Annotated in this window: 20 protein-coding genes and 1 pseudogene; 13 read left to right on the forward strand and 8 right to left on the reverse strand. The window is 72.0% G+C overall.

Annotated features, from left to right (window positions below; all coding sequences use genetic code 11):
- The first annotated feature begins 34 nt into the window (after window positions 1-34).
- Together ACFY3D_RS03025 and ACFY3D_RS03030 are read left to right on the forward strand one after the other, a co-directional pair.
- Window positions 35-784, forward strand: coding sequence for a TetR/AcrR family transcriptional regulator (locus ACFY3D_RS03025; protein WP_389974084.1), 750 nt, complete (start codon window positions 35-37; stop codon window positions 782-784).
- A gap of 35 nt (window positions 785-819) precedes the next feature.
- Entirely contained in the window at window positions 820-3,180 is a 2,361-nt protein-coding gene (locus ACFY3D_RS03030) for an SDR family NAD(P)-dependent oxidoreductase (RefSeq protein ID WP_389974087.1), read from the forward strand.
- Between the two features lie 58 nt (window positions 3,181-3,238).
- Here ACFY3D_RS03030 and ACFY3D_RS03035 read toward each other — a convergent pair whose 3' ends face one another.
- Window positions 3,239-4,159 (reverse strand): nucleoside hydrolase, encoded by a 921-nt coding sequence (locus ACFY3D_RS03035; protein ID WP_389974090.1) that lies wholly within the window; start codon window positions 4,157-4,159, stop codon window positions 3,239-3,241.
- Between the two features lie 245 nt (window positions 4,160-4,404).
- Between ACFY3D_RS03035 and ACFY3D_RS03040 the strand changes: the two genes are divergently transcribed.
- The 5 genes from ACFY3D_RS03040 (at window position 4,405) to ACFY3D_RS03060 (ending at window position 8,155) form a co-directional block, all read left to right on the forward strand.
- Complete coding sequence (locus ACFY3D_RS03040) at window positions 4,405-4,932, forward strand: RNA polymerase sigma factor (RefSeq protein ID WP_350944289.1); 528 nt, start codon at window positions 4,405-4,407, stop codon at window positions 4,930-4,932.
- Window positions 4,929-5,732, forward strand: a complete 804-nt coding sequence (locus ACFY3D_RS03045) for an anti-sigma factor family protein (RefSeq protein ID WP_389974093.1) — start codon at window positions 4,929-4,931, stop codon at window positions 5,730-5,732. Before ACFY3D_RS03040 ends, ACFY3D_RS03045 begins: the two co-directional genes overlap by 4 nt.
- Window positions 5,729-6,568 (forward strand): ABC transporter ATP-binding protein, encoded by an 840-nt coding sequence (locus ACFY3D_RS03050; RefSeq protein ID WP_389974096.1) that lies wholly within the window; start codon window positions 5,729-5,731, stop codon window positions 6,566-6,568. The genes ACFY3D_RS03045 and ACFY3D_RS03050 overlap by 4 nt, the downstream gene beginning before the upstream one ends.
- Before the next feature lie 130 nt (window positions 6,569-6,698).
- Window positions 6,699-7,502: a hypothetical protein gene (locus ACFY3D_RS03055; protein ID WP_389974099.1), complete on the forward strand. Its 804-nt coding sequence runs from the start codon at window positions 6,699-6,701 to the stop codon at window positions 7,500-7,502.
- The gene (locus tag ACFY3D_RS03060; RefSeq protein WP_389974102.1) at window positions 7,499-8,155 is read left to right on the forward strand and encodes a sensor histidine kinase; all 657 of its coding nucleotides are present in this window, start codon (window positions 7,499-7,501) and stop codon (window positions 8,153-8,155) included. Before ACFY3D_RS03055 ends, ACFY3D_RS03060 begins: the two co-directional genes overlap by 4 nt.
- Before the next feature lie 38 nt (window positions 8,156-8,193).
- On the opposite strand, the gene ACFY3D_RS03065 is transcribed toward ACFY3D_RS03060, so the two are convergent.
- From ACFY3D_RS03065 to ACFY3D_RS03075, 3 genes are all read right to left on the reverse strand, one after another.
- Window positions 8,194-8,871, reverse strand: a complete 678-nt coding sequence (locus tag ACFY3D_RS03065; RefSeq protein ID WP_362902624.1) for a metalloregulator ArsR/SmtB family transcription factor — start codon at window positions 8,869-8,871, stop codon at window positions 8,194-8,196.
- A gap of 5 nt (window positions 8,872-8,876) precedes the next feature.
- Window positions 8,877-9,365, reverse strand: a complete 489-nt coding sequence (locus tag ACFY3D_RS03070) for a cupin domain-containing protein (RefSeq protein ID WP_350944300.1) — start codon at window positions 9,363-9,365, stop codon at window positions 8,877-8,879.
- Window positions 9,366-9,526: 161 nt separating this feature from the next.
- On the reverse strand, window positions 9,527-9,649 hold the full coding sequence (locus tag ACFY3D_RS03075) for a hypothetical protein (RefSeq protein WP_350944302.1): 123 nt from the start codon (window positions 9,647-9,649) through the stop codon (window positions 9,527-9,529).
- Between the two features lie 173 nt (window positions 9,650-9,822).
- On the opposite strand from ACFY3D_RS03075, the gene ACFY3D_RS03080 reads away from it, so the two are divergent.
- Both ACFY3D_RS03080 and ACFY3D_RS03085 read left to right on the forward strand, forming a co-directional pair.
- Window positions 9,823-10,776, forward strand: coding sequence for an ATP-binding cassette domain-containing protein (locus tag ACFY3D_RS03080; protein WP_389974107.1), 954 nt, complete (start codon window positions 9,823-9,825; stop codon window positions 10,774-10,776).
- A complete protein-coding gene (locus tag ACFY3D_RS03085) occupies window positions 10,773-11,582 on the forward strand; it encodes an ABC transporter permease (RefSeq protein ID WP_350944305.1) in 810 nt (269 codons plus the stop codon). The genes ACFY3D_RS03080 and ACFY3D_RS03085 overlap by 4 nt, the downstream gene beginning before the upstream one ends.
- Here ACFY3D_RS03085 and ACFY3D_RS03090 read toward each other — a convergent pair.
- Window positions 11,564-14,704: a BTAD domain-containing putative transcriptional regulator gene (locus ACFY3D_RS03090; RefSeq protein WP_389974112.1), complete on the reverse strand. Its 3,141-nt coding sequence runs from the start codon at window positions 14,702-14,704 to the stop codon at window positions 11,564-11,566. The two genes, ACFY3D_RS03085 and ACFY3D_RS03090, sit on opposite strands and share 19 nt — an antisense overlap.
- 202 nt (window positions 14,705-14,906) lie before the next feature.
- On the opposite strand from ACFY3D_RS03090, the gene ACFY3D_RS03095 reads away from it, so the two are divergent.
- From ACFY3D_RS03095 to ACFY3D_RS03105, 3 genes are all read left to right on the forward strand, one after another.
- Window positions 14,907-17,081: a hypothetical protein gene (locus tag ACFY3D_RS03095; protein ID WP_389974115.1), complete on the forward strand. Its 2,175-nt coding sequence runs from the start codon at window positions 14,907-14,909 to the stop codon at window positions 17,079-17,081.
- Between the two features lie 258 nt (window positions 17,082-17,339).
- Window positions 17,340-17,600 (forward strand): hypothetical protein, encoded by a 261-nt coding sequence (locus tag ACFY3D_RS03100; protein WP_389974118.1) that lies wholly within the window; start codon window positions 17,340-17,342, stop codon window positions 17,598-17,600.
- 6 nt (window positions 17,601-17,606) lie between these two features.
- Window positions 17,607-19,925, forward strand: coding sequence for a M64 family metallopeptidase (locus ACFY3D_RS03105; RefSeq protein WP_389974121.1), 2,319 nt, complete (start codon window positions 17,607-17,609; stop codon window positions 19,923-19,925).
- A gap of 224 nt (window positions 19,926-20,149) precedes the next feature.
- Here ACFY3D_RS03105 and ACFY3D_RS03110 read toward each other — a convergent pair whose 3' ends face one another.
- From ACFY3D_RS03110 to ACFY3D_RS03120, 3 genes are all read right to left on the reverse strand, one after another.
- A complete protein-coding gene (locus tag ACFY3D_RS03110; protein WP_389974124.1) occupies window positions 20,150-21,256 on the reverse strand; it encodes a CapA family protein in 1,107 nt (368 codons plus the stop codon).
- 169 nt (window positions 21,257-21,425) lie between these two features.
- Window positions 21,426-22,400 carry a GNAT family N-acetyltransferase gene (locus tag ACFY3D_RS03115; protein ID WP_389974127.1) on the reverse strand — a complete coding sequence of 325 codons (975 nt, stop codon included), beginning with the start codon at window positions 22,398-22,400 and terminating at the stop codon, window positions 21,426-21,428.
- A gap of 225 nt (window positions 22,401-22,625) precedes the next feature.
- Complete coding sequence (locus ACFY3D_RS03120; RefSeq protein ID WP_389974362.1) at window positions 22,626-23,561, reverse strand: LysR family transcriptional regulator; 936 nt, start codon at window positions 23,559-23,561, stop codon at window positions 22,626-22,628.
- Between the two features lie 119 nt (window positions 23,562-23,680).
- Between ACFY3D_RS03120 and ACFY3D_RS03125 the strand changes: the two are divergent.
- Window positions 23,681-24,817: pseudogene (locus ACFY3D_RS03125) on the forward strand (MFS transporter); the annotation flags it as partial.
- Window positions 24,818-24,819 lie beyond the last annotated feature (2 nt).

Raw genomic sequence — 24,819 nt, forward strand, 5'->3', positions numbered from 1 at the left:
TACGAAGACCGACGGTCCTGGCAGACTGTCCGGCATGAGGAAGAGCACGGAGAACGGGGAGAACAGGGGAGACGGAGGCGACGGAGAGCGGGGGGAAGACGTCTCCGCGCCCCGGCCGCGCCGCAGGGGGCGCCCGCCCAGGGACCGCTCGGCCCCCAGCACGCGCGACCGCGTGCTCACCGAGGCGACCGCCCTCTTCGCCAGGCACGGGGCCGACGGCGTCTCCATGCGCGACATCGCCGCCCGGGTCGGGATCGACGTCTCCAGCGTGCACCACCACTTCCCTTCGAAGTCGTCCCTGTACGACGCCTGCTTCGCCCGCGTCTTCGAGCTGGAGCAGGCGACGCTCACGCCGCCGGTGCGCGCCTTCCTCGCCGCCGTGCGCTCGGAACACCCGGGCGACGTCGTGGACGCGATACACGACCTGGTGGACGCGTTCGTCGACTTCCTCGACGACCACCCCCAGACCACGTTCCTGTGGCTGCGGCGGTGGCTGGACCCCACCCTCCACCTCTCCCTGGACGAGGCGTACTCGCTGCCGATCTACGGGGAGATCGAGCGCGCCCTGCTGGAGGCGGCCACCCGCGGCCTCGTCGTCGAGCCGACGCCGCACATCACCGTGCGCAGCCTGGTCTGGGCGGCCCACGGCCACGTGACCGCCCTGAGCGCCCGCGGCGGCGACGCCGTGACCGCCGACCGCGAGAGGCGCGAGTTCCGCGCCTACGCCCACCGTTTCGTCGACCGGCTCTACGCACCCCCTGGCGCCGGCGGCTCAGACGGTTAATATTCCATCATCCGATGGAATATGGGAGGCGACGGATGAGCGCAGGGGAAGCGACCGCCGACGACATGCCGGGCACGGAGACGATCGTCGGCGGCGAGGCCGGAGCGGCCCCTGGGACGGCGCCTGAGACGGCCCTTGGGACAGCCCCTGGGACAGCCACCACCCGCGAAGGCACCCACGACGTGAGGGTGACCGCCGACCGCGAAGGCGTCACCGGCCGAGGAGTGACCGCCCTTGACGACGTACCCGGTCAAGGGGTGTCCCCCGGCCGCGACGGCGTGCCCGGCCGGGGGACGACGGCCGTCGTCGGCGGCGGCGCGGCGGGCATAGCGGCGGCGAAGGCCCTCATCGAGGCCGGTCTGCCCGTCCTCGGTATCGAACGCGCCACCTCCCTCGGCGGCCTGTGGCGGCTGGAGGCCGACACCGCGTCCTACGAGGGCCTGCGCCTCAACACGAGCAGGCCGCGCACCGAGTTCTCCGACTTCCCGATGCCCGCCGAGTGGCCCGACTACCCGACCCGCGCCCAGATGCTCGAATACCTGCGCTCGTACGCCGAGCGCTTCGGGGTCGGCGAGCGCTTCCGGTTCGGCACGACGCTGGAATCGGCCCGGCGCACCGAGGACGGCTGGGAGCTGGAGCTGACCGGTCCCGGTGGGCCGTACCGCGAGACGGTGGAGCACCTGGTGGTGGCGAACGGCCACAACCACGAGCCCCGGCTGCCCGAACCGCCCTACCCGGGGACGTTCACCGGCACCGAGTCGCACGCGCACGACTACGTCACCCCCGCCGAACTGGCCGGAAAACGCGTGCTCGTCGTGGGCACCGGCAACTCCGCGATGGACATCGCCGCCGAACTGACCGACCACGCGTCCGCCGTGCTGCTGTCGGCGAGACGAGGCGTCTGGGTGCTGCCCAAGCGGCTGCTGGGCCGGCCCTCCGACCAGCTCAACGGCGCCCTCGCGGCCCTCCTGCCCTGGCGGGTGCGGCAGGTGGTCTCCCAGGCGGTGCTCAGGGTCGCCGACAGGAAACCCGCCGGGCCGCGTCTGCCCGCTCCCCGCCAGGGTGTGCTCCAGGACCACCCCACCCTGAGCGATTCCGTTCCCCGCCTGGTCGCGGAGGGGAGGGTGCTCGCGCGCCAGGGCATCGCGCGCCTGGACGGCTCGCGGGTCCATTTCACCGACGGGCAGGTGGACGAGGTCGACCACATCGTCTGGTGCACCGGCTACCGGGCCGTGACCCCGTTCCTCGACACCTCCGCCGCCACCGGCACCGGCACGGCGCCCGACCCGGCGAGCATGCTGCTCTACCGCCACGTCTTCCCCATCGGCGACGACTCGATCAGCTACGTCGGGCTGATGCAGTCGACCGGTTCGGCGCTGCCCGTCGTCGAGGCGCAGGGCCGCCTCCTCGCCGCCGTACGGGCAGGAACCAACCGGCTGCCCGACCCCGAGACCGCGCGCAGGATCGCCTCCGCCGAACTCGACGCCGCCCGAGAGCGTTGGGGGCAGCGCAGGCCCCACATGCGGATCGACGTCGACCAGTATCTCCGCGTCATGCGGCGCGAGCTGCGCGCCTCCCCCTCCCGCGCGCTCGCCGGGCGCCGGATCCTGGTCACCGGCGCGGCCGGCACCTTCGGCAGGGCGATGAGCGCGCGGTTCACCGCCCAGGGCGCGCACGTGGTCGGCCTGGACATCGCCCGCCCCGACGACTCCGACATCCCGATCATCGCGTGCGACATCACCTCCTCCGAATCCGTCGACGCGGCGGTGACCGAGGCGGCGGCCCTGCTGGGCGGCATCGACCTGCTGGTCAACAATGCCGGCCGGGGCGGGCCGGCACCGGCCGAACTCGCCCCGGGCGACGAGGTGGAGGCGCAGCTGCGGCTGAACCTGCTCGGTGCCTGGCGGGTGACGGCGGCGGTCATGCCCCACCTGGTGCGTGCGCGCGGGCAGGTGGTCTTCATCGCCTCACGGATGGCGGTCCTGCCCCTACCGCTGGCGGCGGCGTACGGCGTCTCCAAGCGCGCCCTCGCCGCCTACGCCGACGCGCTCCGGCTGGAGGTCGGCACGCACGTCGGCGTGACGACCGTCTACCCGAGCATGGTCCGCAGCCCGATCCACGACAGTACGCGCCAGGCCGGGCTCTCCCTGGACGCGGTGTCCCGGCCGGAGCCCGTCGAGGGCGTGGTCGACGCGATCGTCCGCGCCGTCACCGCCCGCCGCGCCCCGCGCGACGTGGCGACCACCCTCCGGGGACGTGTGGAGATGATGGTCGGCAGGCACGCCCCCTCCCTCGCCGACCGTCTCGTCCGCCGCACCGTCGCCGCTCGCGTGGCGGCCGGTGATTTCGCGAACGCCCCCCTCGCGGCGGGAATGGTGAGCAGGCACCGCGGCTAGCCCCCGTCGCGGTGCGCGACGACTTCGCACTCGTCGCGGATCCGGCGGCTCGGCTCCCTCAGCTCGACGGGGTGGCCGAGCCGATCCGCGTGACGTAGAGGTCCCAGAACCGGTCCGGGTCCACCTCCAGCACGGTGCGGCCGTCCGAATCGGAGACGATCTCGGGACGGAGGAAGGCCGCCGCGGCCACGGCGTCCCAGACGAACGCCCGATGTCCCGGGTCACCGCCGAAGAGCGGCCCCTGCAGCTCCTTGAAGAGCCTCCTGACCGGGGTCTCCTCGCCCGCGACCACCCGCTCGTAGGTCCGCCTGTCCAAGGTGAGCCGCTGCGCCGCCTCCAGTGTGACGACCAGTTCGCGCCGGAACGGGGCCTCGAACACGACCCGGGACGCCTCGGGGTCGAACCAGCGGTTGAACTCCTCACCCTCGGTGTCGGCTCCCAGATGGACGACCTCCCTGACCAGGGGGACCATGTCGGGGTGCTCCCGTACGGCGCGTGCCAGGTTGGTGGCCGGGCCGAGCGCGAAGACGGTCACCTCGCCGGGGTGGCGCCGCACCTGGTCGGCGATGAAGTCGGAGGCGCTGCCCGCCGCGGGCCGGGTCGTCGCGTAGCCACCGTGCGGTGGAGTGGCCAGGGCGCGGTGGGACGCCGGTCGCGGCCGGTCCAGGGCTCCGTCGTAGTCGTCCCTCGGCTCCGGAGTATTGCTCTCGCCGGTCACCACGGGGATGTCGGCCCTGCCGATGAGCTCCAGCTGGCGCAGCGCGTACGCGGTGCCCTCCTCCGGCCAGGTGTTGCCGCCCACGGTGGTGACCCCGAGCACCTCCACCCCTTCGGTGGCGGCCAGCAGGAACATGGCCTGGGCGTCGTCGTTCAGCTCGCCCATGTCCGCGTCGATGATGATTTTCCCGGTGCCGGGCGGCCCGTCGAGCGGCACCCCCGGCGAGCACGACGCCGTGGCGCACACCGTGGACAGCACCACCAGCGAAAATAGTATTTTCCTTCTCATGCCTCACTTGTCGGGCGTAACACCGCATTCGGTTCGTTCCATGGGTGAACCACCGGGCCCGCCGAACACAACGGTCCCCTGACCACCCGGCCCGCCGAACTCTCGAACCCCGGATCCCCGGACACGGCGAACCCGTACGGCACCGGACACCACGAAACCGTGAACCGCCGGAGCGGCCGGATGCGACAGAGAGGCATGACACCGTTGAAGGGGCTCCCATGAGTGAGCACGAGAGCTGGACGGACGCTCGACTGCTCGAGGCCGTCGCCGACGGGGACCGCCGGGCCCTGGAGGTCCTTTACGCCCGGCACGCACCCTGGCTCGTCATCCGGCTCACCCGGCGGTGCGCCGATCCGGCGCTGGTGGACGAGGCGCTCCAGGACACCTTCGTGGCCGTCTGGCGCACGGCACGCACCTGGAAGGGCAAGGGAGAGGTGGCCGCGTGGATCTGGGGCATCGGCATCCGCCGCCTGCTGGACCAGCTCCGCCGTCGTCCGGCGGTGCCACTGCCCGCCTACGAGCAGGTCATGGTCTCGGCCGAGGAGCAGGTGCTGCTCGGCATCGAGTACGGCGAGCTCGGCCAGGCGATGGGCCGGCTCTCCCCCGAGCTGCGCGCGGTGGTTCAGGCGACGGTCCTGGACGGCCTGACCACCCGTGAGGCCGGGCGGCTGCTCGGCATCCCCGCCGGGACCGTCAAGACCCGGATGATGCGCGCGAAGGCACTGCTGAGGGAGGAACTGGTATGAGCACCTGGCACATGGACGACGGCCTGGCCGTCAGGTACGCCGACGGGGAGCTGAACCCGACCCTGGCCGCCTCGGTCGAGGCCCACCTGCTGGCCTGCGATCAATGCCGGAGCCTGCTCGCGCCCCAGGTACCGCGCCCTCGGCTGGACCGGGTCTGGGCGGAGGTGGCCGACGCGGTGGACGCGCCCGTGCCGGGACCGTTCGAGCGGCTGCTGCGGGCGATCGGTGTCCACGAGCACACGGCCCGCCTGCTGGGCGCCGCCCACTCGCTACGCCTGCCGTGGATCGCGGCCAGCGCCGTGGCGCTCCTGTTCGCCGCGTTGGCCTCGGGAGAGACGACGCGGTGGGGGACGCTCGTCTATCTCACGCTGGCCCCGATCCTGCCGGTCGCCGGGGTCGCCGTGGCCTTCGGCAGGGACGGTGATCCGGCCCACGAGATCGGCCTGGCGGCTCCGTACTCGATGTTCCGTCTGATGCTGATCCGCGCCGCCGCGGTGCTGACATCCTCGTCGGCGCTGGCGTTGGTGACGGGCCTCGGCCTGCTGGACCACGACTGGGCCGCGGCCGCGTGGCTGCTGCCCTCGCTCGCCCTGACCTCGCTGACCCTCGCCCTGTCCAGCAGGTTCGATCCGCGCCACTGCGGGGCCGTCGTGGCGGCGACCTGGCTGGTCGTGGTCGTCTCCGTCAACCTTCGCGAGCCGAGCCTGGCGATGTTCGGCGGCGTCGGCCAGGCGGGCTACCTGGTCGTCACCTTCGTGTCCGTCGCGCTTCTCTTCTTTCGCCGCAGGGAGTTCTCATGATCGAGGCAGTCGGCCTGGTGAAGGCCTACGGCCGCGACCGGGTCCTGGACGGGCTCACCTTCACCGTGGGCAAGGGGGTGACCGGCCTGCTCGGGCCGAACGGCGCGGGCAAGACCACGCTCGTCAGGATGCTGGCGACGGTGCTCGCACCGGACGGGGGCGAGCTGAGACTGCTCGGCCGGAACCCGGCCCGGGACCTGCTGGAGATCCGGCGGCGGCTGGGGTACCTGCCGCAGGAGCCGGGATACCAGCGGGGGTTCACCGTCTTCGAGTTCGTCGACTACGTGGCGATCCTGAAGGAGATGGTGGAGCGGCGGGCACGGCACGACGAGGTGCGCCGGGTGATCGAGGAGGTCGGGCTGACCTCCGTGAGCGGCAAGCGGATCCGGACGCTGTCGGGCGGGATGCGGCGGCGGCTGGGCATCGCGCAGGCGCTGCTCGGCGACCCCGAGCTGATCCTGCTGGACGAGCCGACCGTCGGTCTGGACGCCGAACAGCGGCTCCGGTTCCGCGAGCTGATCTCGCACATCGGACAGGACCGCACCGTCGTGCTCTCCACCCACCAGACCGAGGACGTTTCCGCCCTGTGCAACCGGGTGGTCGTGCTCAAGGCGGGACGGTGCGCGTTCGAGGGCACACCCGAGCAGCTCCGGACCCTGGCCGAGGGCAGGGTCTGGCTGTCCGCGGAGAGGTCGGGAGTGCTCTCCTGGCGTACCGGTGAAGGACTGTTCCGCAACATCGGGCCCGCTCCCGAGGATGCCCGGCCGGCCGAACCGACCGTGGAGGACGGCTACCTGCTGCTGCTCGGCGACAAGGCGACGGCGGCGACGGCATGACCTGCGACCACGATCCCCTTCCCCGGCCCGCGGGCCGGGGACGGACGACGGCACGGACACCAGCCCGGGCAGGCGCGCCGCCCCGGGTACGGACACGCGGACCGGCCGTCCGGCCGCGGAAAGAACTGTCATGACAGGCTCGTCGTCGCTCACCGGCCGGTGGCCCGCCACCACGCGTCACGCGGTGCCCGCGCTGGCCTACGCCGAGCTCCGGCGGCTGCTCCGCCACCCGCTCACCCTGCTCGGGCCCGCGCTGATGACGGCGGGGCTGCTCGGCCACACCTGGGAGTGGCCGCAGGACTCCTTCAGGATGATCACCGCTCAGATGGTGATGATATGGGGGGTACCTGCGTTCTTCGCCGCGAACCTCACCGGTACAGCGGCACACCGGGCGGGCACGGACGAGTTGCTGTCCACCGCCCCGGTCGACCGCGCGCACCGTACGGCCGCCGCCTGCCTGGCCGCCCTCGGGCCGTTCGTGCCGGCCTGCCTGTTCCAGGCGGTGCTGCTGCGCCTCTGCCTGATGTTCCAGGTGGACCTGGGACATGCTCCCACGGTGTGGGAGATGGCCGCCGCGCCGCTGTGCGTGCTCGGAGCCACGCTCCTGGGGACCGCGACCGCCCGCTGGGCACCCCGCCAGGGCGTGCCGTTCGCGGTCATGTCCGTACTGGTCGGTTTCAACTACATCGTCTATCAGAGCTCCGAGCGTTTCCTCGGCTTCCTCGTGGAGTTCGTGCTGTGGACCTCCCCCATGTGGACGTTCCAGAAGGCCGAGGGGTCGGCGCTCTGGCACGCGGTCTACCTGCTGGCGCTGAGCCTGGGAGCGGCGGCGCTGGCGATGCTGCGCGACTCGGCCCGGCGTGGGTTCTGGCTCGGGATCGGCGCGACGCTGCTCCTGACCGCGGTGCTCTCCGGCATCTGGCAGCTGCCGTGACCGCCGTCACCGATCAGGAGGGCACGCCGACGACCGTGCTGGCCCGTGTCCGTGAAGAGGAGCGCCGCCGACTGTGCCGGGATCTGCACGACGGGCTCGGCCACGCGCTGACCGAGATGGCGATGGTCGTCAACATGGCCAGGATCAGCCTGCGCACCGCCCCCGCCTCGACCGACCGCCTGCTGGCGGAACTGCGCGACGGCATGGACGCGGTCGGCCAGGAGATCAGAGAGCTGGTACACGGCCTGTACCCGCCCGCCCTGGACACGCTCGGCCTGGCCGGAGCCGTGCGGGCACTGGCGGACAACGGACCCTCGGTGATCGTCGAGACCGAGGGCGACCTGTCCGGCCTGCCCTCGGCCGTCGAGGTGGCCGCGTACCGCATCGCGCAGGAGGCGCTCACCAACGTCCGCCGGCACGCCGGGGCCCGCTCGGCGACGATCTCGCTCCGGCGTGACGACTCCTTCCTCACGGTCCGGGTCCGCGACGACGGGAGCGGGCCGCCCCCGGCTCCCCGTCCGGGGATCGGTCTCGCCTCGATGCGTGAGCGCGCCCGCGAACTCGGCGGGACCTGCGTGATGGGCCCCGCACCGGGCGGCGGCGCACTCGTGAAGGCCGTGTTCCCCCTGTCGACCGGTGTCCCCGCGCCGTGAGGACCTCGGATCGCCGCCCCCGCGGTTCCCCGGATCCGTCACGGGCCCGAGAGGGTGGAACCGGTCTGCAGCCGGTTGCCCGTACGACGCCAGCGGGCGAGTCCGCCGTCCAGCGGGCGTGCCCGGAAGCCGTGGTCGCGCAGCAGCCGCACCGCCTCCGGGGAGACCACGCAGTAGGGGCCGCCGCAGTAGGCCACGATCTCGACGTCCCCGGGCAGCTCGTCGAGACGGTCCCGCAGCTCGGCCAGCGGAACCGAGACCGCCCCCGGCACATGGCCGAGGGCGTGGTCGGCGGCCGAACGGACGTCGACGATCACGATGTCGGGGTCGGTGAGACGTCCGGCGAGTTCCTCGGCGGTCACCGCCTCCAGGACGGCGACCTCGCCGAGGTGTTCGGAGACCGCCTCACGCAGGTCGGCGAGTCTTTCGGCGGCGAAGTCCTGCAGCTCGCCCAGAAACCGGGAGACCCGCTCGTCGGCGAGCCGGTAGTAGATCCGCGTACCGTCCCTGCGGCTCGTCACCAGGTGGGCGGCGCGCAGCTGCTGCAGCTGGGCCGAGGTGTTCTTCAGCGGGATGTCGGCCGCCTCCGACAGCTGTTCGACGGTGCGCTCCCGCTGGTCGAGCACGTCGAGCAGCCTGAGCCGGACGGGACTGGCCAGCGTCCTGCCGATCCGCGCCAGCTGCCGGTAGATCGGCTCTTCGCGAAACTCCGTCATGGCCGTCAGACCATGTACTGGTCGTGGCGCAGGTAGACGTCCGTCCACTCCTCGTCGGTGAGCCGGCGCCCGCTGCTCGCGATCTCGGCGAGTTCCTCGAAGTACGCCTCGCGCGGCGCGCCCGGGGCGAAGAGCAGGAGCATCGAGGCCGGTTCGCCGGACTCGTTGCGGAAGCTGTGCACCCCGCCCTCGGGGACGTACAGGAAGTCTCCCGCCGTCGCGTCGGTCCAGGACTTCCCGTCGAACAGCCGTACCGTCCCCGAGAGCACGAAGAAGGACTCGGAGATCGTCCGGTGGAAGTGGGGCGCCGGACCGGAGGGTTTTGGCCCCATGTCCCAGCGGTACAGGCCGAACTGCCCGTTCGTCGAGGCGCCGGTGCCCAGATAGCGCACCGTCGTGCCACCGATCACCAGATCCGGCCCCGCGCTCGCCGGCCTGAACACCCCGCTGCTCTCGCCCGCCTCGTCCAGGTAACGAGCCTCCGGATACGACATCGCACTCCCCGTCCTATGAGCAAATATTCTAAAAAACTATAGAACACGGGGATAAAGGAATGAAAGGTGTCACACGAGGCGGAGAGCACCGATCCGAACGGTCCCGGCGACTCCGGTCGGCGGATCACCCGGCGCGACGTCCACCACGGACGCCGGGCGGGTCAGCGGAGAAACAGGTTCAGCACGACCGTGAGGAGGATCGAGAGCAGCACGGAGACGAGGATCATGGTCAGGCAGCCTGCCCAGCCGCCCAGGATCCTGACCTCCGTGTTTCCGATGCGCATGTCCACCCGTTACCCGGTGACGACCTCGGAAAACCGGTCCCCGACGCGGGGCCGTCCGAGGAACGCGCCTCCCGCGTGTCATGCCGACCGGCTCGCCGACACGGATCTGTGCCGTCGCCGACACGTGGCTCCTCCAGTGTGCGTGGGGTGAAGACACCACCGGGAAGAACCTCATGACCCTCGCCTTCGAGACGCGAGGACTCGTCAAACGCTTCGGAAAGACGACCGCGCTCGCCGGGGTCGACCTGGCCGCCCCGCAGGGCACGGTCCTCGGCGTACTCGGGCCGAACGGCGCGGGAAAGACCACCGCCGTGCGCGTGCTGGCCACCCTGCTCAGACCCGACGAGGGACACGCCACGGTGGGCGGGCTCGACGTCGTACGGCACGCCGCCCGGGTGCGCCGCCTGATCGGCCTGACCGGGCAGTACGCGTCGGTCGACGACGACCTCACCGGCACGGAGAACCTCGTGCTCATCGGGGAACTGCTCGACCTGCGCCGCGGGGAGGCCAAGGCGAGGGCCGCGGAACTGCTGAAGGAGTTCGGGCTCGCCGAGGCGGCGGGGCGGGCGGCCAAGACGTACTCGGGCGGCATGCGTCGCCGCCTCGACCTCGCCGCCGGTCTCGTCGGCCGCCCCTCCGTCGTCTATCTGGACGAGCCGACGACCGGTCTGGACCCGGCCAAACGTGACGACATGTGGAGCGTCATCCGCTCGCTGGCCGCCGACGGGGTCACCGTGCTGCTCACCACGCAGTATCTGGAGGAGGCCGACGCCCTCGCCGACAACATCTCGGTCATCGACCACGGACGGGTCATCGCGAACGGCACCCCGGCCGAACTCAAACACGTCGTGGGCGGACAGACGATCCTCGTCCGGCCCTCGGACCCGGCCCGGCTGGCGGACGCCGCCGCGCTCGTCGGCGCGGTGGTCGGCCGCACCCCGGAATCACCGGGCCGGGGCGTGATCACCGTTCCGGTCGAGAGCGACACCGCGTTCACCGAGGTCGTACGGCGGCTCGACCAGGAGCGGATCTCGGTCACCGAGCTCAGCCTCCGGCTGCCCAGCCTGGACGAGGTCTTCTTCACGCTCACCGGACGTCACGCCGAGGAAGAGGAGAACGCGGCATGACCCTCACCGTGGAACGCGCGCAGGCGCCGGCGCCACTCAGGAAGCGGCCCTTCGGGCTGGTACGGCACAGCCTCGCGCTCGGCAGGAGGAGCCTGACCAAGACGCTGCGCACCCCCGAGCAACTGCTCGACGTGACGCTGCAGCCGATCGTCTTCGTGCTGATCTACGTCTATCTGCTCGGCGGGGCGGTGGCCGGCTCCACCCAGGACTACCTGCAGTTCCTGCTTCCCGCCATCCTGGTGCAGACGGTGATGTTCGCCGGGATGGCCACCGGGGTGAACCTCAACACCGACATCGACAAGGGGGTCTTCGACCGGTTCCGCAGCCTGCCGATCGGCCGGTCCGCACCGCTGATCGGCTCGGTGCTCGGCGACCTGGCGCGCTATCTGGTGGCCGTCGTCTCCCTGCTCGCCTGCGGCCTCCTGCTGGGGTTCCGTATCCAGACCGACCCGCTCTCCGCGCTCGCCGCGTGCCTGCTCACCGTCTTCTTCGCGTTCAGCCTGAGCTGGGCGTTCGTCCTGATCGGGATGCTCATGCGCAGCCCGGGCGGGGTGCAGGGGACGGCCTTCCTGGTGCTGTTCCCGCTCACCTTCGGCACCAGCATGATCACACCGAAGGAGACCCTGCCCGGCTGGCTGCAGACCTGGGTGGAGCTCAACCCGGTCGCGCACGCGATGGACGCCTCGCGCGCCCTGATGCTGGGCGGGCCGGCGACGGGCCCGGTGATGTGGACGCTGCTGTCCTCGGTGCTCTTCCTCGCGGTGTTCGCGCCGCTCGCGGTCCGCGCCTACCGCCGCCGTACCTGATCGAGCGCGGCGGTCCGGTCGAGCGCCATGCCCCGCGCGTGGGCGGCGTCGTAGGCGGCGTCGCCCAGCTCGTCCCTGAGCCGCCGGACCAGCCCGGCGATCTCCAGGTTGAACCGGTCGGGGGCGCCGCGGAGCCGCTCGGCGACGCCGAGGGTCTCCGCGGCCCCCGCCAGGTCGCCCTCGCGGGCACGCAGGGCCGCCGCGGCGACGCCGACGTGGGCCAGGACCGGCATGTCCTTCCCCTCGACCGCCCAGTCGGTCGCCTCGGTGACCCACCGTTCCGCGGCCACGAGGTCACCGCGGTCCACCGCCAGATGCGCCATCGCCCGCAGGATCAGCGCGCGGAACTGCGGGGCGACGAACCCGATGTCCTCGATGCCGGTCGCCGCCGCCTCGTAGTGCCGCTTCGCCCCGACCAGGTCGCCCGCACGGCGGTCGAGGTCCCCCAGCGCGAGATGGGCGAACGCGATGTTCCGCTGTGACCACCGCCGCTCCCCTGGCCGCGTCATCGCCAGGAGTTCGGCACGCGCCCGGTCCACGTCGCCCTGCTGCGCCCGCGCGCCGGCGAGCGTGATCCGCTGGTGTACGGCGTGGTCGTCGGGGTTGAGCTCCCCCAGCAACCGGATCGCCTCCTCCATCGTCTCGACGGCCTCGTCGAAGTCGCCGAAGACCAGGTGTGCCTCGGCCAGCGAGCTCAGCACCTGGGCGAGCCCCCAGCGGTCCCCGAGGGCACGGAACCCGGCGGCGGCGGCGAGCAGGTCGCGGCGCCTTCCCACCTGGTCCCCCTCGTTCTCCAGGAGCGCCGACCTGATCATGAAGAGCATCGCGCGGGTCCACGGGTGGGGATGCGACATCCGTCGCTCGACGGCGGCCACGCCCCGGACGACGTCGTCGGTGAAGATCGCGAAGATGGGTTCGATCAGGGCGAGGAACGGGTCCCCGGTGTCGGGAGCAACGACCTCGGCCAGCGCCCCGAACCGCTCGACGACCTCCTCCACGCCCTCGTGCTCACCGGAGAGCATCCTGTTGATCAGGTGGAAGGCGGTCGCGACCGACCGGCGCTCCGAGGAGACCTCACCGGGAACGTCGAGGGCGAGACGGAGCCGGACCACGGCCTCTGCGTGGCTTTCGCGCATCATCCAGAAGGTGCTCAGCGCGGCGGCCAGCCGTACCGCCGTGTCCGCGTCACCCGTGTCGGCGGCGAAGTGCAGGGCGGCGAGCAGGTTGTCGTGCTCGGTCTCCAGCACGGCGAGCCAGACCAGCTGCCGCTCCTCGCGCAGAAAGGGTTCGGCCGTCTCGGCGAGGTCCAGGAAGTACGCCGCGTGCGCGGCCCGCACCCGGGCGACCTCCCCGTTCTCCGCGAGCCGCTCCAACCCGTACTCCCGGATCGTCTCCAGCATCCGGTAGCGCGGCTGCGGCGCCTCGACCACCTGCAGCAGCGACCTGTCCACCAGCACGCCGAGCAGGTCCAGGGCCGTACCCGGCTCCGCGCACACCCGCTCGGCCGCCTCCACCGAGATCCCGCCGGGAAACACCGCGAGCCGCTCGGCGAACCGGCGTTCGTCACCGAGCAGGTCCCAGCTCCAGTCGACGACCGCGCGCAACGTCCGATGGCGCGGCAGCGCGGTACGGCTGCCACCGGTCAGCAGCCGGAACCTGTCGCCGAGACGCTCGGCCACCTGCGGCGCGGTCAGGGAACGCATCCGCGCCGCGGCCAGCTCGATCGCGAGAGGCAACCCGTCCAGCCGCCGGCAGATCTCCACCACGGCCGCGACGTTCTCCTCGGTGACCGCGAAGCCGGGCCGTACGGCGGCGGCCCGCTCGGCGAGCAGCCGTACCGCCGGGCTGGTCACCGCCTGCCGCACCGAGGCGTCCCGCTCGGGCAGCCCGAGCGGGGTGACCGGGCACAGCACCTCGCCGAGTATCCCGAGGGGTTCCCTGCTGGTGGCGAGGACCCGTAGCCCGGGGCAGCGCCCCAGCAGGTCTTCCGCCAGGTGGGCCACGGCATCGACCAGGTGCTCGCAGTTGTCCAGCACGATCAGGGTCTCGGCGCGCGAGAGCGCCTCGACCAGGCGGCTCGTCGTGTCCCTGGGCACCCCCTGGGGATCGAGCACCCGGGTGCCGAGCGCGCCGAACACCGCCTGGGGCACGTCGGCCGTGTCGGTCACCGCCGCGAGTTCCACCAGCCAGGCACCACCGGGCCACCGCTCGGCGAGCCCTCCGGCGACGGTGGTCGCGAGCCGGGTCTTGCCCGCCCCGCCGGGACCGACCAGCGTGACCAGCCGCCCCTCCGCCAGCGACGCGCCGACCCGCCGCACCTCGGCCGTACGCCCGACGAAGCTGGTCAGCGCGGTCCGCAGGTTGCCCTTCTGCCGGCGGGCGGGCTCCGCCTCGCCCTCCTGGAGCAGCGCGAGGTGAATCTCCCGCAGCTCGGGCCCCGGGTCGGCCCCCAGCTCCTCCGCCAGACGGAGCCTGATCCTCTCGTAACCGGCCAGCGCCTCGGCCTGACGCCCCTGGGCGTGCAGCGCCCGCAGCAGCAGTCCCTGCAGCCGCTCTCTCAGCGGATGACGGGTCGCCGCCTCGGAGAGTTCGGCCACCAGGTGAGCGTGCCGCCCGGCCGCCAGGTCCGCCTCCGCCCGGTCCTCGATCGCGGCCAGCCGCGCCTCCTCCAGACCGGCCGCGTACGCCGTGGCGAAGGAGGCTCCGGCCGCGTCCGCCAGCGCGGGACCTCGCCAGAGCCCGAGCGCCTCACCGAGCAGGGATCCGGCGGCCTGCGCGTCCCCGCCGTTCAGCGCGCGCCTCCCCGCCCGCGCCAGCCGCTCGAACCGGTGCGCGTCGACGGCCTCAGGCGGCAGGTCGAGCCGGTAACCGCCACGATCCGACCGCAGCACCGAGGCGTCCGGCAGGCTGCGGCGCAGCCTGGCGACGAGCGACCGTACCGCGTTCGCGCGGTCGGCGGGCTGCTCCTGGGGCCAGAGCGCGTCCGACAGCTCGTCGGCGGTGACGACCCGCCCCACTCCCAGTGCCAGCCGGATCAGCAGCACGCGGAGCCGGACACCCCCGATCTCGACGCTCTCACCGGCCGCCGTCACCTCCAGCGGACCCAGGATGCCCACACGCATGCGGCCAACTGTGCCACGCCCCGGCACGACACGGCTCCTGCGTTTCCACGACGCCGCGCACGTCCACCAACCCGCACCTTTACTCTCCGTACCATCGAGATCACGATCTGTCGGCGATAATGGCACGATCGACGGCGCGAAGCCGCGAGCCCGGTCCTTTCACGAGCGGGAGGCCGACGGCAACGGGAGTAGGGGGTTCACGGTGCGGACGCATTTCGATCCGGAGGAGGCCGAGGAGTTCGAGTCGGCGAAGGAACTGCTGGTCCGTCGCTGTCTCGCCTGGGCGGACGAGCGCGGCACGCGGGCCGACGAGGCGATGCTCGCCACGGTCCTGGACGCGCGCCACCGCAGCCGTGACGGGCGGCTCGCCTACTGGGACACGAGACAGGTGCGGCGTTTCCTCCTGGAATGGATCCCCAGGCACCTCGCGGCCGAGCGCGAGACCCTCGCCTCCGCGCCGGAGAACCTGCTCACCCTCCTGCGTTATCTCACCGCGTCCGGCCTGCGCGACCCCCGGGGCGCCTCCCTCGCCGAGCTGGAGTCGGCCGTGGCCGAGGCGGAGGCGGAGTTTCCCGCGGCGCTCGCCGACCCGGCCCGGCAGGGCATCGGGAGACTCTGGGCGCAGACCGCCCTCGACAACGGCTTCGTCCTCGACGACGAAGAGGACATGGCCCGCTTCCAGCACGAGGTCAGCAGCGGCCGGATACAGTTCGACGCCGACGTGGTCGAAGCGCTTCTCCAGGCCGAGTTCGGCGGCGCGGGACCCGACGACGACCGGGCCTTCTCCCAGTGTCCCATCGCCCTCCCCACCGCCGCCGAGCTCGCCGCCGACGCCGCGAGGAGCGAGATCGTACGGCAGCTGACCGCCCTGACCGGCTGGGTGGGGAAGGACGGGCGCCCCCTCACCAAGACCGGAGACCTGCGGGCGGCCGACGCCCGCGAGCTGGCGGAGCTGCTGGACATCGGGGAGCCGGATCAGCGGGCACGCGCGTCCGGCACCCGCGAAGCGACGGAGCCGCCGAACGCGGAGAAGCGGGATCCGGAGGCGCTACCGGGCACCGGGGAGGGGGATCCGGCGCACCTGCCCGGCACCGGGGAGCGGGATCAGTGGGCGCGCGGCTCCACGGAGACGCCCCGGTTGGACCTCCTGCTGGCCTGGGCGAAGAAGGCGGGCCTGGTGCGGGTGCTCAAGGGACGCCTGGTCCCGGTGGCCAAGGCCGCCCCGCTGCTGCGCGACCCGGAGGCGCTGTGGCGGCGCGCGTTCGAGGCCGTCTTCGAGCTGGGCGCCGCGATCTGCGCGCCCACCTCCGGGAGGGTCGGCTTCTCGATGCTCGTCACGGCGTTCGACGAGCTGCTGCCCGACGTGCTGAACACGATGTACAGCCTGCCGGCCCCGATCCCCGTCGCCCGGCTGCAGGAGACCGTGTGGCTCGCCTGCCAGGAATACTTCCTGCTCGACTTCGCGGAGAACGGCTCCCGCCAGGACGTCTGGCGCCGACGGGTCGACGAGGATCTCCTCGTGGTGTTCGACGTCCTCTCCCGCCTCGGTGCCGTCGAGACGAGCCACGGCGTGTCCGACAAGCTGTACTCCAGCGACCTGCGTCCCGGCTTCGTCGAGGGGATCGGCGAGCTCACCCAGGACGACCTGCCGTTGCCGCCCGAGGCGTGCGCCCGGCTCCTGACGCGCCTCGCGGAGCCCGGCCCGCTGGTATGGCTCACGCCGCTGGGCACCCGAGCCGTCCGCGAGCGGCTGCTCGCCGACGGGCGGGACGCCCCGCTGATCGGGGAGCTGGCGGACGCCGAGGCGGGCGAGCTGCTGGGAGTGATCGCCCAGCACTACACCCAGGAGGCGGCGGCCGCCGAGCTCGAAGGCTGGCTCGCGGCGCACGGAGGTGACATCGAGCCGCTCCTGGACGCCATCCGCGCCTGTCCCTTCCGCACCCGCGCCTCCGCCATGCTCTCCGCCCTGACCGAGTCGCTCCCCGACGGCCGGTCGATGCGGGCGAGACTCCGGCACGACCCGGCGCTGGGATCCCTCGTCCTCACCGCCCTCCTGGAGGAGGGAGAGCTGGGCCCCGAGGATCTCACCGCCCGCGAGCACTCGCTGCTCCTCGCCGAGGGGATGGTCATCCTGCTGGAGCTGGGCGGTCCCGAGGCCATCGTGGAGCAGCTCCGCGAGTCGGCGGGCAGGGACGCGCCGGAGTTCGTCGCGGAGGTGCTGGATTCCGGGCATCCCGCGCGGGAGGCGCTGGAGGAGCTGCGCGTGCTGGTGTACGAACCGATGCTGGCCAGGAGCGCCCGGCTGCGGCTCGTGCCCAGCCCGGCGCCCGGCTCACGGGGCCGTGCCAACGGCCGCGGCGGGAAACGCCGACGCTGACGTCTCCGCCGCTGCCACCGGTGACGGCCGGTCGCCGGAGGTCATGACCGGCCGCGCGTCCCTGACGGGGTCGCGACACGCGACCGGGGCCGGAGAGCCGCGCCTCCGCTATGGAGCACCGTGTTCAGGGGATCGGCGCCACCGCTTCGGGGGCATCCCCCTTCCACAACACCAGAATTACGAAAATTAGGACTATCGCCGACAAAACATGATCGATAGCCTCCTTCGACACTTTGTGTGTCAGAAGGAGATATATCCGTGCAAGTACCTCGTGCCCTCATGCTGGCGATCCCCACCGCCGGATCGATCGGCATGGTCGGCGTCGCCCCCGCGGCAGCGGACCCCACCCCCGCGTCCTCCACCGCGGCGGTCGAGGACGAGCTTCTCGGCAAGCTCACCGCCATCCCCGGGCTGACCGTGGTCTCGGAGACCCGGCCGACCGGCTACCGGTTCTTCGTCGGTCGCGCGTCGGAGTCCCTCCCCCACGACGACATGCTCCCCACTCGCGGAAAGCGCTGACCCCCCATGCGTATCACCAGGCCACTCACCGCCCTCGCGGCCGTCTCGATGACCGCCGCCCTGCTCACCGTGCCCGCCGTACCCGCCGGTGCCACCTCCGACGGCGCCGTCGGCAGTGCCACCGTGGTGCCGCTCCAGGTCACCGGAGCCCCGGCCAAACGGTTCAACCTGATCATCATGGGTGACGGCTACACCGCGAGCGAGCAGTCCACGTTCGCCGCCGACACCGACCAGCAGCTCAACGTGATGTGGTCCATCGAGCCGTACAAGTCCTACCGCAACTACTTCAACGTCTACCGGGTGGACATCGTCTCCGGCGAGTCCGGCATCGGCTGTGACCCCGACCTGTCCGCGGGGAGGAAGAACACCCCGCTGAGCATGGCCTTCTGGGGCGGCTGCAACCCCTCCAGCGTCCAGCGGCTGATCACCATGAGCAACTCGGCCGCCAACACCTACGCCAACCTGGTGACCGGGACCAGCAGCGCCAACCGGCAGATCCTGGCCCTGGGCAACAGCGGCACCTACGGCGGGGCGGGCGGCGCCTACGCCACCTCCTCCGGCCACAACTCGATGTCGGCCCTCATCGCGCCGCACGAGATCGGCCACTCGCTGGGCGGCCTGCAGGACGAGTACACCTACTACACGCGCGGCGTGGAGGGCGGCGCCTACACCGGAGCCGAACCCAGCTCCGCGCACCACACCCTGCTCACCGAGCAGCAGATCGCCGACCAGCGCAGGAAGTGGTGGCGCTGGCTGGGCGAACCCAGCGAGGCCGGCGGCACCATCGGCCGCCACGAGGGCGGCCTGTACTTCGGCACAGGGGTCTGGCGGCCCAGCGAGCACTCCATCATGAGGACGCTCGGCTACTACTACGACCAGGTCAGCCGCGAGATCATGACCCAGAGGATCTCCGCCAAGACCGGCCTCATCCAGGACGGCACGCCGGCCACGTCGCCGGTCGGCGCCGACCGGGTGCTCTGGGTGGAGCCGCTGCACCCCAACAGCCACTCGCTGACCACCGTCTGGAGCGTCAACGGCACCGACCTGCCGGGCGATCGCACCACCCTCGACCTCCGCACGCTGAACCTGCCGGCCGGCACCCACACGGTCAAGGCGACCGTCACCGACCCGACCGACTTCGTACGAGACCCGGCCATCCGCTCCGGCGCCCTCACCGCCACCCGCACCTGGACGGTGGACACCACCGTGACCACCGTCCCCGCCGAGGTCGGCCCCGGCCTGCTCTCCTCCACGCCCACCAACCAGGCGGTCGGCCACGACGAGGTCGTCTACGTCGAGACCACCCACCCCGACGACAACGTCCCGACCGTCACCTGGACGCTGGACGGCAGGCGGCTCGACGACAACGACGGGGACCTGGACCTGGGAGAGCTCACGCTCACCCCCGGCAACCACACCCTCACCGCCACCTCCGGCGGCGACAGCCGAACCTGGACCGTCGACAACACGCCGCCCACCACCGGCTACCGGCTCTCCGAACCCCTGGTCTCCTCCGGTGACACCTACGTCTACAACGGCCCCTTCACCATGAGGCTCACCGGCGACGACGACCAGGACGGGTACGTCGTCAGCGAGTCCCGGGTGGACGGCGACGGCTGGTTCAACTACTTCGGCTGGCCGACCTCCGCCGACCTGCCGTGGACGTTCAGCGAGAGCGGCACCGTCATCGACAGCCTCACCTTCGGCAAGCTGCCCCGGGGCAGGCACACCGTCGAGTACCGCTCGATCGACCCCAGCGGCAACTACGGCACGGCCGAGAACTTCACGGTCACCACCCTCGCGCCGCCGCCCGCCTGCACCACCACGGTCACCGGCACCGTGAACGGGACGCTCCCCGTCCGCTCCGGCGTCACCTGCCTGAACGACGCCCGGATCAACGGCGGGGTGACCGTCTCGGCGGGCGCGTCCCTGGTGGTGACCGGCGGCACGATCAACGGAGCACTCACCGCGACCGGCGCCGCCGAGGTGCACCTGCTCAAGGCACAGGTCAACGGCGCGGTCTCGATCTCCGGCACCACCGGCCGGCTGATCATCGCCGGCGCCGATTTCAGGGGCGCGGCGGTGCTGAACGGCAACACCACCGCCGACGCGCTCGTGATGGCGGGCAGCAGCGTCCGCGGCGCGCTGGCCTGCAGCGGTAACACGCCCGCGCCGTCCAACGCCGGGGTGGCCAACCAGATCACCGGCAGCGGCCAGTGCGCCGGCCTCGTCGACCCCCGCCCCAACCCCCGCGGCAAGACCTACGAGGCCGTGGTCTCCAGCACCATCCCCGAGAGGGGCATGTACGAGCACAACCACAACTGACCCACTCGACCGGCGGGGCGGCCCCACCAACGGGCCGAACGGGGCGGCCAAGTCGCCCCGCCCCCACAACCGACACGTGTGAACGGCGGGACGCCCCCACAGGGGCGTCCCGCCTCCGTGTTCTCAGAGACCGTCCCGACCGCACGACCGGACACCGTCCACGGTCACCCCAGGCACCCCAGGCACCCCAGGCACCCGGGGCACTCCCGAAGTCGCGCTCACGTTCACCGCAGCACGAGCGTGCCGTCCGGTTCGAGGTCAACGCGTGACCCGAAGTTCCGGCCGACCCGGTCGAGAACCCCCCGCAGCCATTCGGAGTCCTCCTCCGAGGCGTGCTGGAGCCGCATCCGGCGGGCCCGCAGGGGCACCATCCGCAGACCGGTCAGGTGGCCCGAACCGGGCTCCACCGACGCGAAGTACAGCAGCCGCAGATCGTCCCGGTACTCCTCGTAGCCGACGATGCCCTCGTAGTCGTCGACGAGGTCACCGCAGCCGTACAGGATGAGCCGATCCCGGTAGACCTCGACGGGCCGGGGATGGTGCGAGGAGTGCCCGTGCACCACGTCGACCCCGCCGTCGACCAGCCGGTGCGCGAAGCGCGTCTGCTTCCGAGGGACGTGGTAGCCCCAGTTGGAACCCCAGTGGATGGAGACCACCGCGACGTCACCGGGACGCCTGGCCCGCCGCACCCGGTCGGCCAGCTCGGCCGCGGCGGCCTCCGACAGCTCGGGCACGAAATCGACCCCGGCCCGGTCCGGCGCCGCCGCCCATTCCGGCGGGACACCGCTGGACTCCGTCCCGCAGGCGAAGACCAGGACCCGCCCTCCCCCCGCCACGGGGACGACCGCCGGTCGCCTCGCCTCGCCCACCTCCCGGCCCGCCCCCACCGACCGCAGCCCCGCCCCGGCGAGGACGTCGAGCGTCTCCTCCAGCCCCCGTCGACCGAAGTCCATGACGTGGTTGTTCGCCAGCACGCAGGCATCGGGCCGGGCGACCGCCAGGCAGGGAAGGTTGGCCGGACTCATCCGGTAGTTCACGGCCTTCCCCGCCGCGAAGTCGTCGCTCCGGGTGACGCTCGTCTCCAGGTTCACCACCCGGACCTCCGGCGCGGCCTCCGCCAGCACCCGCAGGGCATCCCCCCACGGCCAGGAGAAGCCGACCGGCCAGGGAATCCGGCCGTTCGCCGCCTCCGCGAGATCAACGTAGGTCATGGCGTCCTGGACATACTCCTCCCGCAGCGTCGGGTCACCCGGATGAGGAAGGATCTGATCGACGCCGCGGCCGAGCATGACGTCCCCACAGAGGAACAACGTCACCGGATCGGTACGCACACCTCCAGGCTAGGCGGCCTCGTCCGCCGGTCACGGACGTACCGCCGACTCGCACACCGTTCCGGCGGAAAAGGACGGCCGGGATGTGCCAAGCCCCGCACCCGACCCACGGGGCCGCCCCAGCGGCCGCGGCGGGAAACCCGGGCACCGACAAAGGCCCGCATGCGGATCACGTCACCGCCGGACCCAGGGGAAGCGCGTACTCGATCGAACGACGTTCGATCCCGAACCCGGCGCGGGTGTAGATGCCGAAGGCCCCGGTCGGATTGTCGGCGTCCACCCCCAGCCCGGCCTTGTCGTACCCCTGCTCGCGGAACTCGCGCAGCGCGTGCGCGAGCAGCGCGCTCGCCACCCCCCGGCCCCGCCACTCGCGCAGGGTGCCGATGATCTGAATCCATGCCTCGCGGACCCCGGTCGCCTCGGTGTCGGCCTCAAAATAATGGGTGAGCAGCACACCCACGCTCTCCCCCGCCGCGTCCAGCGCGACGAAGGAGCTCTCCGGTCGGAACACCTTCACCCCGACGATGCTGTTCCGCCAGGACTCCGGCGTGTGCTGGACGCTCCCCCAGTGGTCGACGAACGAGCGGTTGCGCACCTGGAGGACCGCGTCCTCCAGATCATCCCGGTAGGTGACGATCCGGAGCCCGTCCGGCGGCGAGACCTCCGGCAGCTCGGCCCCCAGGTCGAGGCTCATCCCGTAGAACCATCGGGCCGGCTTCATCCCGGCCCCGACGACCAACGCCCGCAGTCCCTCGTTGCGGCTGTCCACCTCGACATGGAGTTCGAGCGGCTGCCCGGGAAATCGGCGCTCGTGCAGCACCGGCGTGTTGCCGATCGCCCACTCCAGCAGGTGCCTGCCCAGCCCCCGGCGCCGGTACTCCGGACGCACCCCGCCCCACAGGCTCATCAGATGCACCGGTTGAGCCGTGGCCCGGCTCATGGTCATCCCGTACGCGACCAGTCGGCCGGACTCCCACGCCGCCAGCGTGCCCTCGACCGGATCGAGCAGCGGGTTGGCGAGCTCCTCGGCGAGGTCGTCCGCGTCGACCCTCCCCCCGACCTGATCGACCTCGTCGATCGCCGCCAGCAACTCCGCCCACGCCTCAAGGTCGTCTTTGGTCAGCGGAGCCCACTCGAAGGTCATGACCACCGAGCGTAGAAGCAGGCCGCTTTCCCCGGCCACCCGTTTTCCCTCCGTCTGAGATGCGCCGCGCAACGCGCGGTATAGCCCGTCGGGTGGCGCCCGTACGGGGCGGGCGTGTCGGGTCGTCGTGGCGAATCGTGGCGAATCGTGGCGGAGAACAGGAGGATGATCTCCATGCCTGGGATGAGGGTGGCTGGTCTCGATGGGTACAGACGTGGCTGTGTCTCAGCGTGAAATCACCCAGGCGGGTGTCCATGTCTCGGCGGTGTCGTGGCCGGCTGTGGTGGCGGCGAAGTGGGCGCGGAGGGCGGCCAGTGCCGGGTGGGGATTGATGTGGTGCCACAGGAGCGAGTGCGGGTAGACGGGCGTCGGGTCGGTCACCGGGATACGGCGCAGGCCGTGGCCGGTCGGCCAGACCAGGCGGGTGTGTTCGCCCATGAAGGTGGCCAGGGCCGGGGTGTCGGCGATGGTGTCGAGGAGCGCGTCGGAGCCGAAGTTGGGTCCGGTCGCCTCGATGGTGAGGCCGAACTCGGCGACGAGGTCGTCGTAGTAGGCGGCCCACTCGGTCCCGGGGACGATGCCGGGCATCCAGATCCGGTGCCCGGCGAGCTGGGCGACGGTCACCGACCGGGCGTCGGCCAGCGCGTGGGCGGGCCCGGTGAGGAGCTGGAGCGGCTCGTCGAGCACCCGGACGGACTCGATGCCCGCGGAGAGGGACCGTCCGGGCATGGCGACGGCGCGGAAGGACGCGTCGATCGCCCCGCAGACGAGGGCGGCGACGGCCGTCTCGACATCGGACAGCATCACCACGTCGAGCTCGATCCCGGGGTGCGCGCGGTGGAAGGCCCGCATCAGGCCTGAAGGCGCGGTGCGCGAGGCGATCACGTCGACGCGCAGTGGACGGCCGCCGGGACGCACGGAGGCGACCGCGCGCTCGGTGACGCGCAGCAGCTCCCGGGCGTGGGGCAGGAACGCCTGCCCGTCGATGGTGAGCCGGGCTCCGCGCGCGGTGCGGGTGAACAACCGCACCCCGAGGTCCTTCTCCAGCCCGGCGACGCGCTTGGAGACGGCCTGCTGGGTGATCGACAGATCCGCGGCGGCGTCCTGGAACCGGCCGGTGTCCACGACGGCGACGAACGTGCGCACGGCATCGAAATCCAACACCCGCCTGACCATATCCAACAACCGGCTGTTGTGCGGTTCCGGCCAGACGGTTGTTTGACCTGCCCTCTTGCTCCCCGCTTTCATCTCACAGGTCAACAGATGGTTGCTCTCAAGGGATGGCGAGGCGCACGGTGGGAAGGTCGCCCGGCCGGCGGTTCGGATGGTTCTGGGCCGCGTACGCGGCGAGCACGTTCGGTACATGGCTCGCGTTCGACGCGTTCGCCCTGATCGCGATTCTCGCCCTGGACGCGGGGCCCACCGAGGTGTCGGCGCTGGCCGCGACGGGACTCGCGGTCGCAGCGGTGGTCGCGGTGCCGCTCGGGCCGTGGGTGGAGTTCCGGCGCAAACGGCCGGTGATGATCGCGATGGACCTGATCCGGTGCGCGGCGCTGATGAGCGTTCCCGCCGCCTACCTGCTCGACCGGCTGAGCCTCGCCCAACTCCTGGTGGTGGCCGTCGTCGTCGGTGCCGCCGACATCGCCTTCACCGCCGCGAGCGGAGCGTGTCTGAAGGCGCTCGTCCGCCCCGAGGACCTGCTCGTCGCGAACGGCCGACTGGAGGCGACGACCTGGACCGCCACCGCGCTCGGGCCACCGCTCGGTACCGCCGCGATCGGGCTGGTGGGCCCGGTGACGAGCGTCGCGGCCAACGCGGTCAGCTTCCTGCTGTCGGCCGCCGGGATCCGCGCCATCGGCGGGCAGGAACCACGCCCCGCGCGAACCACCACCTCGTCCCGCCCTGGAGCCGGTGACCTGCTGGAGGGCTGGCGCCACATCCTCGCGAGCCCGGCGCTGCGCCCGTTGTTCTTCAACACCGTCCTGGTCAACGGCCTGATCATGGCGGCCTCACCGCTGCTCGCCGTCCTCATGCTCGGCGACCTCGCCTTCACCCCCTGGCAGTACGGCCTCGCCTTCGGCCTCCCCTGCGTCGGCGGCCTCATCGGCTCGCGACTGGCCCGCCCACTCCTCGCCCGGTTCGGACACCACAGGGTCATGCTCACCGCCGGGACGCTGCGCGCGTGCTGGCCGCTGGGACTGGCCTTCGTCCACCCCGGCCCCACCGGCCTCCTCCTCGTCATCACCGTCGAACTCGGGCTGATCACCTGCATGGGCGTGTTCAACCCGGTCTTCGCCACCTACCGGCTCCAACAGCTCCCGCCGGATCGGGTCGCTCGCACCCTGGCCGCCTGGTCGATCACGAGTAAGGCCACCATCGCGGCCATGACCGGCGCGTGGGGCCTGCTGGCCGGCCTCAC

Origin of the sequence: Streptosporangium sp. NPDC000509 (assembly GCF_042898365.1) — a bacterium.
Lineage (GTDB): Bacteria > Actinomycetota > Actinomycetes > Streptosporangiales > Streptosporangiaceae > Streptosporangium.